Source organism: Paludisphaera mucosa, from assembly GCF_029589435.1.
Classification (GTDB): Bacteria; Planctomycetota; Planctomycetia; order Isosphaerales; family Isosphaeraceae; genus Paludisphaera; species Paludisphaera mucosa.
This window is the reverse complement of record NZ_JARRAG010000001.1, coordinates 1,683,929-1,697,906: the sequence shown is the minus strand read 5'-3', so window position 1 is coordinate 1,697,906 and position 13,978 is coordinate 1,683,929. Positions and strand designations below refer to the sequence as shown.

9 protein-coding genes are annotated in these 13,978 nt (G+C 67.1%); 8 read left to right on the top strand and 1 reads right to left on the bottom strand.

Annotation, left to right across the window (positions count from 1 at the left end):
* Positions 1–41: 41 nt before the first annotated feature.
* The 6 genes from PZE19_RS06960 (at position 42) to PZE19_RS06935 (ending at position 6,192) form a co-directional block, all read left to right on the top strand.
* Complete coding sequence (locus PZE19_RS06960) at positions 42–1,634, top strand: hypothetical protein (protein WP_277859850.1); 1,593 nt, start codon at positions 42–44, stop codon at positions 1,632–1,634.
* Between the two features lie 136 nt (positions 1,635–1,770).
* Positions 1,771–2,088 (top strand): biotin/lipoyl-containing protein, encoded by a 318-nt coding sequence (locus tag PZE19_RS06955; RefSeq protein ID WP_277859849.1) that lies wholly within the window; start codon positions 1,771–1,773, stop codon positions 2,086–2,088.
* 17 nt (positions 2,089–2,105) lie between these two features.
* Positions 2,106–2,606, top strand: coding sequence for an NUDIX domain-containing protein (locus PZE19_RS06950; protein ID WP_277859848.1), 501 nt, complete (start codon positions 2,106–2,108; stop codon positions 2,604–2,606).
* Between the two features lie 92 nt (positions 2,607–2,698).
* The gene (gene tmk, locus PZE19_RS06945) at positions 2,699–3,394 is read left to right on the top strand and encodes a dTMP kinase (protein ID WP_277859847.1); all 696 of its coding nucleotides are present in this window, start codon (positions 2,699–2,701) and stop codon (positions 3,392–3,394) included.
* On the top strand, positions 3,366–4,403 hold the full coding sequence (holB, locus tag PZE19_RS06940) for a DNA polymerase III subunit delta' (RefSeq protein WP_277859846.1): 1,038 nt from the start codon (positions 3,366–3,368) through the stop codon (positions 4,401–4,403). The genes tmk and holB overlap by 29 nt, the downstream gene beginning before the upstream one ends.
* Positions 4,404–4,524: 121 nt before the next feature.
* Positions 4,525–6,192, top strand: coding sequence for an alpha-keto acid decarboxylase family protein (locus PZE19_RS06935; protein WP_277859845.1), 1,668 nt, complete (start codon positions 4,525–4,527; stop codon positions 6,190–6,192).
* A 111-nt stretch (positions 6,193–6,303) separates the two neighbouring features.
* Here PZE19_RS06935 and PZE19_RS06930 read toward each other — a convergent pair whose 3' ends face one another.
* Positions 6,304–8,946, bottom strand: coding sequence for a beta strand repeat-containing protein (locus PZE19_RS06930; RefSeq protein WP_277859844.1), 2,643 nt, complete (start codon positions 8,944–8,946; stop codon positions 6,304–6,306).
* A gap of 451 nt (positions 8,947–9,397) precedes the next feature.
* Here PZE19_RS06930 and PZE19_RS06925 point away from each other — a divergent pair, with 451 nt between their 5' ends.
* Both PZE19_RS06925 and PZE19_RS06920 read left to right on the top strand, forming a co-directional pair.
* Positions 9,398–12,145, top strand: coding sequence for a TolC family protein (locus PZE19_RS06925; protein ID WP_277859843.1), 2,748 nt, complete (start codon positions 9,398–9,400; stop codon positions 12,143–12,145).
* 16 nt (positions 12,146–12,161) lie between these two features.
* Positions 12,162–13,961 (top strand): efflux RND transporter periplasmic adaptor subunit, encoded by a 1,800-nt coding sequence (locus PZE19_RS06920; RefSeq protein ID WP_277859842.1) that lies wholly within the window; start codon positions 12,162–12,164, stop codon positions 13,959–13,961.
* Positions 13,962–13,978: the final 17 nt, after the last annotated feature.

Genomic DNA, 13,978 nt, shown 5'->3' with positions numbered 1-13,978 from the left:
TTGGCGAGGGCGGGGCCGCGGATGACCTCTGGTTCGAACGCGTGAGCTGGATGTTGGTCGCGCTCGGGATCGTCGTCAGACTCGTCCGTTATCTGGTCGACTACCCCATTTGGCACGACGAGGCCTTCCTCGCGGCCAGTCTCTGGGACCGGGGCTTCGGTGATCTGGCCGCCAGGCCGCTCGAGTACGGCCAGGTCGCCCCCTGGCTCTTCATGGCGATCGAACGGCTCTTCGTCCAGGCCCTGGGTTACTCCGAGCTAACCCTGCGGCTCTTCCCGACGATCTGCAGCGTGGCCAGCGTCGTCGTTTTTCGCCACCTGATCTCGCGGGTGGTCCGTGGCTGGGGACTCGTGCTGGCGACGGGCGTCCTGGCCTGCGCCTTCTACCCGATCCGCCATGGGAACGAGATCAAGCCGTATGCATCCGACTTGCTCGCGGCGATCCTGATCCTGACCTTCGCCGTGGAATATCTCCGGCGGCCGGATTCCCCTCGATGGTGGTGGATCGGCGCCGCGGCGCTGCCGGTACTCCTGGGCGTCTCATACCCGGCCGTATTCGTCTCCGGCGGCGTATGCGCCGCGACGGCCCCCGGAATCTTGCTACGGGGAAGTACTCGCGTCCGTGCGGCGTTCGTCGCGTATGGTTTGGTGATGGTCGCGTCGTTTCTCTCTATCTATCTGGCGGCGACCGTCGTCCAGCAGCGCGAGATGGGCTCGCACTACCGCTTCGGCTACTGGAAGGACTCCTTCCCGCCGCTCGACAGCCCCGCCTGGATTCCCGTCTGGCTGCTCGATCAGCACGCCGGCAACTTGATGGGGTATCCGGTGGGAGAGCGCCGCGGCGGCAGCACGGCCACCCTCATCTGCGCGATCGCGGGAATCACGGCCCTCTGGCGAGCAGGGCGCCGAACGCTGGCGGCGACCCTCACGGCCCCGTTCGCCCTGGGACTGACGGCCGCTTTTCTGGGTCGCTATCCCTACGGCGGCGAGGCGCGAATCGTCCAGTATCTCGCCCCGACGGCCTGCCTGGCGGCCGGGCTGGGAATGGCCGTGCTGGCGTCAAGGATCCGGCGTCCGCGGCTGGCGATCCGAATTCCGAGGATCCTGCTCTCGGCGCTCGTCCTTCTCGGACTCGGCCTGATCGTCAAGGATGTGGTCAGGCCGTACCGGGTCGCCAAAGACGTCCGCAGCCGGGATTTCGCGCGCCGTTTCTGGACGGAGCAGGCGCGCGACGCCGATCTCGCCTGCGCGAAGGCTGACTTCGGGCTGGAGATCGATCCCCACACTTGGGAGGCGGGAATGTCGGCCGTCTACCTTTTCCATCAGCGACTCTATTCACCGCGTCATCGCGCGAAAGCCCCATTCGCGCCGAACCCCTTGCACATCTTCGAGAAACGGCCCTTGCGGCTCGTCCTCTTCCGCGACTACGAGGCGGACCATCCGGCCGTCCAGGCCTGGCTGGCGGAGATGGGTCGCGATTACACCCTGATCTCGACGAAGTCTTTCGTGGTCGATCCGGCCTCGTCACGGGAATCGTGGCTCCGGGACGCCTACGGGGTCTTCGACTTCGTGTCCCGCGAGGGTTCGACGACGGCGCGAGGGGCCGATTCGCCGGCCAGCCCTCGACGATTCTGATTGCGGCCGGATCGCTCTGGCGAAGGATCATCCGCAAAGATAAGCTAGGTGGTGAAGTGAGCGTGAAGCCGCCTCAGAAGGGCGATTTTGCGACTCGAGGCCGACGATAAAACAATTCGACGTGACGGGGTTCACCATGCGTTTGGCGGCAGTAATCCTGCCCGACCTGGGAACCAATCCCGACATGCCGATCATCGTCAGCCACTGGTACGCCGGGCGAGGAGACGACGTCTGGGAGGGCGATCGGCTGGTCGAGATTTCGGCCGGCCCGCTGACCTTCGACGTCTCCGCGCCCGCGACCGGGCGCCTCGTGGAGATTCGCGGCCGAGAGGACGACCTGGTGCAGCCGGGTACGATTCTCGGCTACGTCGCTCCGTGTGAGGGGCAGGACGGTGGCGACGAAGAATCGGGCCGTAACGGGGGGACCGGCGGTCACGGCGATGTCACGCGCTAGTCAGGTCGCCGCCGGTCATGACCACGTTTCACGAACGATCCGCTGGCGTCATCCCCTTCCATCGCGGCGAAGGCCGGGCGTATACGTACCTGGTCCTCCACTCCGCGACGGTGCGGAACCCGCGCGCCAAGTGGGAATTTCCAAAGGGGGGGGTCGAGGCCGGCGAGACGCCGCGCCAGGCCGCCGGTCGCGAGTTTCAGGAGGAGACCGGGCTGCCCGATTGGGGCTTTCGCGACGGATTCGAACGCAGCCTCTCGTACACCTACATCCGCCGGGGGCGTAAGGTCGTCAAGACGGTGACGTATTACCTCGTCGCGGTCCAGCAGCCGATCCTCCCTGTCCGATCCGATGAGCACATGGAAGATCCTCACGGCCACTGGTTCCACTGGGGCACATTCGAAGAGATCAACCGGCTCTTGTATCACACGAAGATTCGCCAGGTGTTCGCCGAGGCGGTCGCCTGGATTCAGGCCGCCGATGAGTCCGGGACGTCCGAACCTCCCCTTCCGCCCGTCTGAGGCGGGTTCTCCCCACCTCGCCTCGCCGCCGATCGGCGGAGTCTCGCCACCGGCCCGCCGGCCCGTTACGATTCGGTCAGGAGGACACCGACGTGACGCCCCAAGAATTCTCGAACGCGACGTCCCCGCCTCGACCTCATCCCGGCTTTTTCCTCGTCTTCGAAGGGCCCGACGGCGGCGGCAAGTCGACTCAGGCGGCCCATGTGACGGCCTGGCTCCGAGAACAAGGGTTCGACGTCGTGGCCTGTCGCGACCCGGGCGGCACCTCGCTCGGAGAACGCCTGAGGTCGGTCGTCCTCGCCGACGAGAGCGTTCACCCCACCATGCGCGCCGAAATGCTCCTCTACATGGCCAGCCGCGCGCAGCTGGTCGACGAAGTCGTCCAACCTTCGCTCAAGGCGGGTCGCATCGTCATATGCGACCGATTTCTGCTGTCGAACATCGTTTATCAGGGAGTCGCGGGAGGCTTGTCCGTCGATGAGGTTGCGAAGGTGGGAATCGTCGCGACCGGGGGCCTGCTGCCCGACTTGACCCTCGTCCTCGATGTCCCCTCAGATGTAGCACGGGAGCGTACAGGCCCGGGTCGCGATCGGATCGAGAAGCGTCCGCCGGAATATCAAGCGCGCGTCCGCGAGGGCTTCCTCGCCGCCGCCCGCGCGAGACCGGAGAGCCTCAGGGCCTACGTCGGACGGATCGTGTTGATCGACGGGCGGGAGGGGGCAGAGGCGGTGTTCGACCGGATCCGGAAGGAGGTGGAGGATGCCCTGGCGCTCGGTCCGAGGCCATGACCGCGTCGTCGATACGTTGCGGTCGGGGGTCCGGTCGGGACGCTTTCCGCACGCCTTCCTGTTCGTGGGGCCCGAGGGGGTCGGCAAGCGGACCTTTGCGTTGACGCTCGCCCAGGCCTTGCTCTGCGAGACACGACCCGAAGCCGACCTCGAACCCTGCGGCGTCTGTCCCGGTTGCATTCAGGTCGAGGGGGGCACGCACCCGGATCTGATCGTCGCGGGCCGCCCGGAGGACAAGCAGGAATTGCCGATCAAGATCATCCGCGACCTGTGCGACGAATTCGGGCTCAAGCCGGCCCGGGGTCCGCGGAAAGTCGCCGTCGTCGACGACGTCGATTCGATGAACGACGAGGCGGCCAACGCCTTCCTGAAGACCCTTGAGGAGCCCCCGCCGGGTGCCGTCTTGATCCTGATCGGCACGTCCCCGGAGCAACAGTTGGAGACGGTCGTCTCGCGTTGCCAGGTCGTCCGCTTCGAACCTCTCGCCGCCGAGGAGCTGGCGTCGCTCCTGCTGGAGAAGGGCGTGGCCTCGGAACCCGCAGAGGCGCTCAAGCTGGCGATGCTGGCCGACGGAAGCGTCGGCCGCGCGGTCGGGCTGGCCGATCCGGACCTGGGGCGCTACCGCCGCGACCTCATCGACGGTCTGGCCGGCGAGCGCGGCTTCGACCCGGCCGAGCACGTCCGGCTCCTCGATGCCTTCGCCAAGCAGGCCGGCAAGGAGTCCGGCGCGCAGCGGCGGCGGGTGCGCCTGATGGTCTGGGAGATGGCTCGCCTCTTCCGCGGCGTCCTCTGGCAGACCGCCGGGCTCGAACCGCCGTCGCCCGACCCTGAGGACCGCCGCGCCATCGCCCGACTCGCCGAGCGGCTGGAACCGGAAGACGTCTTCGTCCTGGCCGACCGCGCCATGGAGGCCGACTTCCACCTCCAGCGCAATCTGTACATGTCTCTCGTGCTCGAATCGCTGTTCCACGACCTTGCAAAGGTCATCAACCCCAAGGCCCGGTCCTGACTCCCGGATCTTCGAGCCGCGCCGATCACCCGCCACGATGCCTGCGTACCAAGATCGAAAGTCCCTGGTCGGCCGCGAGTCCATCTTCCCGACATACACGCCTTCGGCAAGGAGACCTGCCATGGCAGAGACCATCCTCCCGACGCTCACCGTCGGGCGATACCTCATCGACCGGATCGCGGAGCTGGGCGTGAAGCACGTCTTCGGCATCCCCGGAGACTACGTCCTCGGTCTCTACAAGATGCTGGAAGAGAGCCCGATGACACTCGTCGGGACGACCCGCGAGGACAATGCCGGGTTCGCGGCCGACGCCTATGCTCGGATCAACGGGCTGGGCTGCGTTTGCCTGACCTATTGCGTCGGCGGGTTGTCGGCCGCCAACAGCATCGCCGGGGCCTTCGCCGAGAAGTCGCCGGTCATCGTGCTGAGCGGATCTCCGGGGGTCGGCGAGCGGGCCCACAACCCTCTTTTGCATCACAAGGTCAAGACCTTCGAGACCCAATTCGACGTCTTCCAGCACCTCACGGTCGCCTCCGCCGTGCTCGACCGCCCCGACACGGCCTTCGCCGAGATCGACCGTGTGCTCGACGCCGCGCTCCGCTACAAGCGGCCGGTCTACCTGGAACTTCCCCGCGACCAGCTGCACTCTGCGCCCGACGCTCCCCACCATCGCCGCACGAGTGTGCAGGCGAGCGATCAGGACGCGCTTCGCGAGGCCCTCGACGAGGCCGAGGCGCTGCTGACCTCGGCCAAGCGGCCAGTGATCCTGGCCGACGTCGAGATCCATCGGTTCCACCTGCAGGACGAGCTTATCGAGCTGGCCGAGTCGGCGGGAATGCCGATCGCGACGACCATCCTGGGGAAGAGCGTCGTCGCCGAGGCCCACCCGCTCTTCGCCGGCGTCTACGAGGGGGGCATGGGCCGGCCCGAGGTCACGACTCTGGTGGAGTCCTCGGACTGCCTCTTGATGCTGGGTTGCTTCCTCACCGACATCAATCTTGGCGTCTTCACCGCCAAGCTCGACCCGTCGCGATGCATCGACGCGACGAGCGAGGACCTGCGAATCCGCCGCCACCACTATCGCGACGTCCGGCTCGACGACTTCATCCGGGGACTCATCGATCGCCGGCTGACGGTCAATCGGACGCCGATCCCGAAGCGGACGAGCCCGTTCGCCGAGGTCGAGATCGGCCCCGGAGACTCGCCGGCGACTTCATCGAAGGTGTTCGCGCGGCTCAACCGGCTGCTCAACGAGGCCAAGGGCGCCACGGTCATCGCCGACGTCGGCGACTCGCTCTTCGGCGCCACCGATCTCGAGATGGAGCGACGCACGGAGTTCCTCAGCCCGGCGTATTACACGTCGATGGGCTTCGGCGTGCCCGCAGCCCTCGGGGCCAACATGGCCAACCCCGCCTCGCGGGTCCTGGTGATCGTCGGCGACGGGGCCTTCCAGATGACCGGCATGGAACTGTCGACGATCGCGCGGCACGGCTTCAACCCGATCATCGTCATCCTCAACAACCACGGCTACACGACCGAGCGGTTCATGCTCGAAGGGTCGTTCAACGACGTCTTCAACTGGGAGTATCATCGCATCACGGACATGTTGGGGACCGGGCTCGGCGTCGAGGTTCGCACCGTGGCCGAACTCGACGAGGGGCTGGCTCGAGCGTGGGCCAATACCGACAGCTTCAGCCTGCTGAACATCCACCTGGATCCCTACGACCACAGCCCCGCCCTAGAACGGCTCGCCGCCCGCATGGGCGAGCTGGTGCGTAAGAGAGGCTGAGGCCTTTCGAGGCCGTCGTCGCGACCGTTCGAATGACGAACGGCCGGCCCCCCTCGCGAAGAGGGAGGCCGGCCCGTTTCATCACCGTCTGGCGGCACCCGAGGGTGGCGCTCAGCCGGGGAGGTGGTTGTTGCGTCGCGTGAACTTCTGGACCTTGTTCTGGACCGGCACGACGTTCCCGGAGTGCGTCCATTTGTAGGTCTGGCCGTTGTGGAAGCGGCCGCGGCTGAAGACGCTGCTGCCGAGCGTCCACGGCCCCAGACCCGAGGTCGAGTCGGAGCCGGCGGTCCGCTTCCGACCCTGAACGGTCATCCCGTGATAAGCCTGGATTCGCTGCCGGAAACCCGCGGGGGGCAGGTACTGGCTGAGGGCCACGCTGACCGGGATCGGCGCGTAGTTGAACTGGGAAAGCGCGGAGATCGTCGGCACGAACGAACTGCCGAACGGCGAGACGAACGTCGACGGGACGAAGAGGCCAGGGGGGACCGGCGCGGCGACGCCGCCCGTCCCGGTCCCGCCACCGTTGTTGCCGCCTCCGGTGTTGACGGTCGTCGTGCCGATCCACGGCTGGTTCGGGTCCGACGCCGTCGCGTTGGTCAGGCCCGAGACCACGAGGGTCGACGTGCCCGAAGGCAGGTTAAGCGACGACCGCGGCGAGATCGTGATGATCGCCTGGGTCGCGTTCGTCGGGTCGGCGGCCACGGTCGCGTTGGCGAACAGGACGCCGTTGACCGTCACGGTCGTCGGGTCGATGTCCGTCGCCGGGTTGAAGGTCCCACCCGTGGGCGTGGTGGAGCTCGTGACGACGATCTGCATCGCGTTGGGCGTCGTCGCGCTGATCGAGAACGGCACCGTCGTCGAGTTGTCGATCTGGACGATCGTGGTCGTGATGACGTTCGACGCCGGCGGGATGCCGACGACGATCCGGGCCCCCTCGACGATGAAGCCGGCCCCGGCCAGGTTGCCGGAGTTGATGACAGTGAAGCCAGGTGCCCCGATGACGAAGTCGCCCAGCAGGTCGTTGTCGCCGGTGCGGCTCTGGCCCGAGGCGATCAGGCGGCCCGACACGGAGGTGCCGAATCGAGGCGCGTTGGTCGACACCGCGAAGCCCGGCGTCGTGGCGGTCAGCAGTAGGCCGGCCAGGGTCGAGGTGTTCTCGGCTTCGGACAGCGAGAACGTCCCCGTATAGAGGCCGCCATGGCCCGGCAGGTAATACGCGGCGCCGCGGCTCGAGAGGTAGCCCGGCGAGCCGATCAGGATGCCGTTGGGCTGGCCGCTGTTCACGGCGGCCGCCAGCGACAGCGAGTACCCCGCCTGGTCGCCGGTCGCGGTGCCGATCAGGGACAGCGAGCTGACGCCGCTGGGGATCGTGTCGGCGGTGAAGCTCCCGCTGACGACGTTGTTGGCACCGCCGTAGATCAGCGTCGCCCGGCCCGTGAGGCTCGCGAATCCCGGCCCGCCCAGGAGGATGTCGCCGAAGCCGTCGTTGTTGAAGTCGCCGGCGCCGGCGACCGCGAACCCGAGCTGCTCGCCGGTGGATCCGGCGACCACGGCGCCGGCCACCGAAGCCGGCGTCGAGCCGCTCGCCGTCCCGACCCGGGCCAGGGAGAGGAACCGGACGCTATTGGTGACGGTCGTCTGGCTGATCAGGTTGCCGCCGTAGACGAGGTAAGCCGAGCCGGACGTGCCGCCGGTCCCGGGGGCACCGACGAGCAGGTCCGCCACCCCGTCGCCGTTGACGTCGCCGCCCGAGCCGCCCACCGAGAAGCCCGCCTGGCTGCCGCCGGAGGGGCCCGAGATCACCAGGCCGGTGACGCCGCCCTGGCCGATCTGGGTGACGTCGATGGTCGCGGCCGACGCGGGCAGGTTGTTGCTGCTCATGACGTAGACGGCGCCCGACGTCGCCGTGCCGCCGATCGAGGCGGAGGGGGCGCCGAGCGCGATCGAGTTCGAACCGTCGTTGAGGAAGTTGCCGATCCCGGCCACCGAGGACCCCAGCTGGGCCCCGAGGGCCGAGCTGACGAACGTCACCACGTTGATGCCCGCGGCCGCCGCCGAGGCCGGGTCGTCCAGGTCGATCGTCTTGTTCGCCAGGGTGCTCAGGTTGCTCGACCCGTACACCAGGTAGGCGCGCCCGGTGCCGGTGCCGCTGGTCGTCGAGCCGGCCTGGGTGCCGTTGGGGGCGCCGATGAGGAACGCCTGGGTCCCCCGGATGATCCCCGCGTTGGCCACCGAGGCCCCGAGCTGGGAATTGGGCTGTTGGCTGGCGATGAACGTCACGCCGTTGAAGGCGTAGGCGTTCGTCGTGGTCCCGGTGATGGGATTGGGCTGGACGTTGCTCCCGAGCGCCGCGACGTCGCCGACTCGGCCGTTCGGCGCGTTGAGGAGCCAGTCCGAGGTGACGGGACCGGTGGTCGAGGCCACTTGCGAGCCGAACACCAGGTAGGCGGCCGATGCGGTATTCGAACCGGTGGTGTCGATCGCCGGGGCGCCGATGAGATAGCTGTCGAAGCCGGAGCCGTTGACGCTGCCCAGGTTGGCGACGCTGTAGCCGGCACCTTGGAGGGGCGTGCTGGTCCCCACCATCGCGATGCCTACGTTGGCGCTGGCGATGTTGGGAAGCGCCGGCGGAGCCGACCCTCCCAGGTCGATCGACAGCAGCACCTTCGCTTCCAGGACTTCCCCTCGCGGGAGGCACTTCGTCGGTTTATGCACCGACGCGCCGGGCCGAGGACCGCGCTTGCCAATCAACATTTGGAGACTCCCTTCTCCCAGGCTTCAATCCGCGTTCCGCCACGAGTCATCTCGCCACGGCACCTCGCGGCGGGCGTCCCTCGTGAGACTCGCCCGGATCGAACGACTCCAGTCGTCGACTCGAGCGGCTTCGGCGCTGTTCCGCCGTCAAGGGCCCCTGTACACCCCTGGAATTTCGGCCCGGAAGCGACCTCGTCTGCATCCTATTCCTCCAGGTCGCGACCGGCTGAGGGATGACGCCATCCCCTTTCGATTCAACTCGGACAATCCGCAGACCCGATACAACCCGTGACATAGCTGCCAAGGCCGCCTCGATCGTTGCGCCGACCGCCCTTGACCCGTTCGCGGGCCTCGTGCCGTCGTCCCCGACGTCGAGCCGCGAACGACGCGGCGCGGTGCGCCCCCGGTGGGCGGCAGTCCGACAGAGTTGCCAGTCGTCGAGGCAAGAAGCATGGCCGATAAAACGTTCAGGACACCCAGAACGCCCCTGATGCGGTACGGCGCCCTGCCGGCCGTGCTCGCGGCGGCCCTGGGCACCCAACCGGGCTGCACCCGCGAGTTCTTCCGGGAATGGGCCAATCAGGACGTCTCGGAGGCGGTTTTCGAGAAGAGCCGCGATCCACGATGGCGGCTGGACACGTTCTCGATCGAGCCGCCCTCCTTGTCGCGGTTCGCAGACCCCTACGACCAGGACTTCCCACCGGCGCCGCCCGATGATCCGGCCGCCGAGGCCCTGTCGCCCGTCCCTCAGGCTCCGGACAATCGACTCCTGATCCCGGCCGAGGGCACCGGCTACCTCGAGTTGCTGGAGAAATGGAGCCAGGAGCGCGAGGCCTTGCCGAAACGGCCCAAGCCTGCGACCCCGGCGGCACGCGGCGACCAGGGACCCGGGACGCCGACGACGCCCCCCGGGCCTACCGACGCCCCCTCGCCCTTCTCGGCCCCGGCTCCAGCGACGCCCCCGGACGGCCCGACGACCCTCAGGCTCGACCGGCCCCGGCGCGAGGGCGAAGCGGCTCCGGTCCTGCTGGCCGACGCACGGAAGGCCCCGTCCAACAAGGAGATCCCGCCGCCCCGGACCGCCGAGAGCTTCCGGAGGGCGAAACTCGCCTCGGCCGCGGCGGCGTCCGATCCCGGCGTTCGCCGCTCGTCATACCAGGATTCGACGCAGGACCGACCCCTTTCGCCGGCCCCGGCCATCCCCCTGGATCCCAATCCCCAGGAAAAGGACATGGCCGACCCGAACCTGCCCAGGCCGAACCAAATGGTCCCGGGTCGGGGCGATGGGGCTTTCACCGAGGCCCAAGCCGCCGAGTTGTCGGGGATCCTCGTCCCGTCGATCCCCGAACTCGACGAGGCGATCGCGGCCGGGCTGCCGAGCGGGTACAAGCACTACAAGGTGAACATGCAGCAGGCGTTCACCCTGGCCCTCATCAACAGCCGGTTCTACCAGACCCAACTGGAAACCCTGTACACCTCGGCCCTCTCGGTGACGCTCCAGCGGTTCTCGTTCCAGCCGCAATTCTACGCGGGCCTCTCGCCGACGACCTCGCCGCTAGGGGCGGGCTTCCCGGCCCTTAATCCGGCGAACGTTTTCAACTATCAGACCCGCTACTCGCCGGGCGGCCAGGTCTCGACCTGGCAGATCAGCGAGGTCGCTGGCGTTGGAAAGCTCCTTAGTTCGGGCGGACGCGTCTTGATGGGCTTTGCCAACCAGATCGTCTTCAACTTCGTGGGCAGCAAGCCTTTCCAGCCGAACGTATCGTCGTCGCTGCCGCTCACCTTCTTCCAGCCGCTGCTGCGGGGCGGTGGCCGGGCCGTAACCCTCGAGAACCTCACCCTGGCGGAGCGTTCGCTGCTTTACCAGGTCCGCGCGTTCGCCAAGTTCCGCCAGGAATTCATCGTCTCGCTCCTGATCGGCGGCACGGTGCAGCAGCTCGGAGCCGGTTTCAACCTGGCCGGCTTCTCGACGGCGGGCAACTCCGACTCGACCATCGGCTTCATCCCCGTCGTGCTCGACGCGGCCCAGCTCGAGATCGACAAGCGGAACGTCGCCTACTTCGAGCAGCTGGTCAACCTGTACACGCAGCTGATCGACGGCGAGGCGTCGGGGCTCACCCAGCTGCAGGTCGACCAGGCTCGGTCGCAGCTGGTCGGCGCCCGGTCCCGGCTGGTCTCGGACCTGTTGAACTATCGAAACGGCCTCGACAACTTCAAGACCCAGCTCGGCATGCCGACCGACACGCCGATGACGGTCGACCTCGGCCTCTACCAGCCCTTCCGCGACGTCTTCAACCGGATCGACGACTGGCAGCGCAACCCCAAGCGGGACCTGAAGGACCTGCCCTCGATCGTCGGCAAGGTCCCCGAGCTGGAAGACGTGGTCATCGACGGTCGGTCCGTGCTGAACATCTACAAGGGAAGCCAGACCTACTCCGAGGAGGAAGGGCTGGAGGACATCCTCCAGGCCGGGGTCCGGACTGCGATGGAATACCGGCTCGACCTGATGAACAATCGGGCCCAGCTTTACGACGCCTGGCGACAAATTCGATTCCAGGCGAATTCCCTCAAGGGTATACTCAATGTCGGCGTCACGAATCAGTTGCTCACCCCGCCTACGACGACCAACCCGTTCGGCTTCGACTCTCAGTCCAGCCAACTCAGTCTGGTGCTGAATGCGGAGCTGCCCCTGATTCGGCTCTCCGAGCGTAACAACTTCCGCCAGGCCATCATCAACTACCAGAGACAGCGGCGGGCCCTCCAGAACGCCGAAGACTCTTTGAAATTGTTTCTTCGACAAGACATCCGCGGGATGCAAGTCGCCTATATCAACTATGCGATCGCCAAGCAGCAGCTGGAGCTGAACATACGGCTGAAAGACCAGGCGTTCGAGCAGATCGTGGCGCCGCCCCAGGCGACGACGGGCAACAGCCTCGCCCAGTCGGCCAACGCGGCGACCCAGACCTCGAACCTCATCGGCTTCCAGAACGGCCTGATCAACAGCGAGACCGCGCTGCTGACCACCTGGCAGAACTTCCAGCTCGCCCGGTTGACCCTGTACCGCGACATCGGCACCTTGCCTTACGACGAATGGGAGGCGTTCAGTGAACTTTTCCCTGCAGAATACCGAGGCCCCAGCCTCGGCCCCGGCACAAGCGACACGCGACCTGCCGCCGCTGCAGCGGCCGAGACGCCGTAAGGCCTCGATCGGCAAGGTGTTGGCCCTGGGTCTCGTCTCCCTCCTCGCGGTGGGGGGCGTGGCCCTGGTCAGCGTCCCGGGCATGAGCAAGCCCATCCGCGGATTCTTCGCCCCGACCACCCTCGACATCATCCCTTTCGAAATCAAGCGCGGCCCGCTGCCGATCACCGTCACCGAAAAGGGCTCGCTCGAAAGCGCCAAGAACGAAGACGTCTACTGCCAGGTTGAAGGCCAGACGACCATCATCTCGATCCTCCCCGAGGGGACCGCGGTGAAGAAAGGCCAGCTCGTCTGCGAGCTCGACTCGGCGACCCTCCGCGAGTCCCTGATCAACCAGAAGATCTCCACCCAGGGGGCTGAGGCCTCTTACCAGCAGGCCAAGCTCACCCGCGAGGTCGCCGAGATCGCCGTTAAGGAATACGAGGAAGGGATCTACGCGCAGGATAAGGCGACGATCAACGGCGAGATCAAGCTGGCCGAGTCCGACCTCGCCCGCGCCGCCGACCGCGTCGACTGGGCCAACCGGATGTTCGACAAGGGCTACGTGTCGCGAGCCCAGAAGGTGTCCGAGGAGCTGAACAACCAGAAGGCCCGGTTCGCCCTGGAACAGGCCCAGAGCAAGCTCGCCGTCCTGGAACGATTCACCAAGGCCAAGACGATCAAGGAGTTGCGGAGCGACGTCGAAAAGGCGTTCTCCGACGAGAAGGCCAAGGAGCAGACCTATCGGCTGGAGCAGGAGAAGGAAGCGAAGTACGAGAAGCAGATCGCCAACTGCAAGCTCTTCGCCCCCGGCGACGGACTCGTGGTCTATGCCAACGACCCGGGTCGCAACTTCGGTAGCAACACCCCCCAGATTGAAGAAGGGGCGACGGTCCGCGAGCGTCAGAAGATCTTCAGCCTGCCAGACATCGGCAACATGCAGGTCAACGCCAAGATCCATGAGTCGCAGATCGACAAGATCCTGGGCAAGATGAAGGCGAGGATTCGGGTCGACGCCTTCGCCGACATGGAGCTGGAGGGGAGCGTCGTCGACGTCGCCCCCCTGCCCGACCCGTCGAGCTTCTTCAGCTCGGACATCAAGGTCTATACGTCGCACATCCGCATCGAGAATCCCCTTCCCGGCCTCCGCCCAGGCATGAACGCCGAGGTCGTCATCCTCGTCGATCGCAAGGAAGACGTCCTCACGGTCCCCGTCCAGGCGATACTCGAGTTCAAGGGCAAGGACCACGTCGCCGTCCGCGGCGCAGAGGGCTACGAGCGCAAGGAAGTCGCGCTCGGGGCGACCAACGACAAGTACGTCGAGATCACCCAAGGCGTCAGCCAGGGCCAGGTCGTCGCGCTCAACCCGATCACCTTGCTCAGCGACGATGAGAAGCGCGAGCTGTTCGCGGTCGGACGCGGCGGGGCCGCCAAGAAGGACTGGGCCAAGGCCGATGGCAAAGGCGAGGCCGTCCCCGGCGCGCCGGCCGGTCCCGGCGGTCCTGCTGGAGCAGGCGGCCCGCCCGACGCCGCGAAGGCCAAGGGTAAGGCCGGACGCCGCGGCGGAGGCGGCGCCATGGGGGGGGCCTTCATGGAAAAGATGAAGAACATCCCCGCCGAGGATCGGGCCAAGCTGAAAGGGGCCTCGGATGAAGAAAGGGCCGAGATCCTGAAGAAGGCCGGCTTCAGCGACGCCGAGCTCGAGCAGATGAAGCAGATGCGGGCGGGCGGCGGCGGGCCCGGAGGCGGCGGTCCCGGCGGGACGGGCGGCGGTTTCGGCGGCGGTGGTCCTCGCGGGCCAGGCGGCGGACCCGGCGGACCCGGGGGAGGTAATTGACCGTGGATTTCCGACCC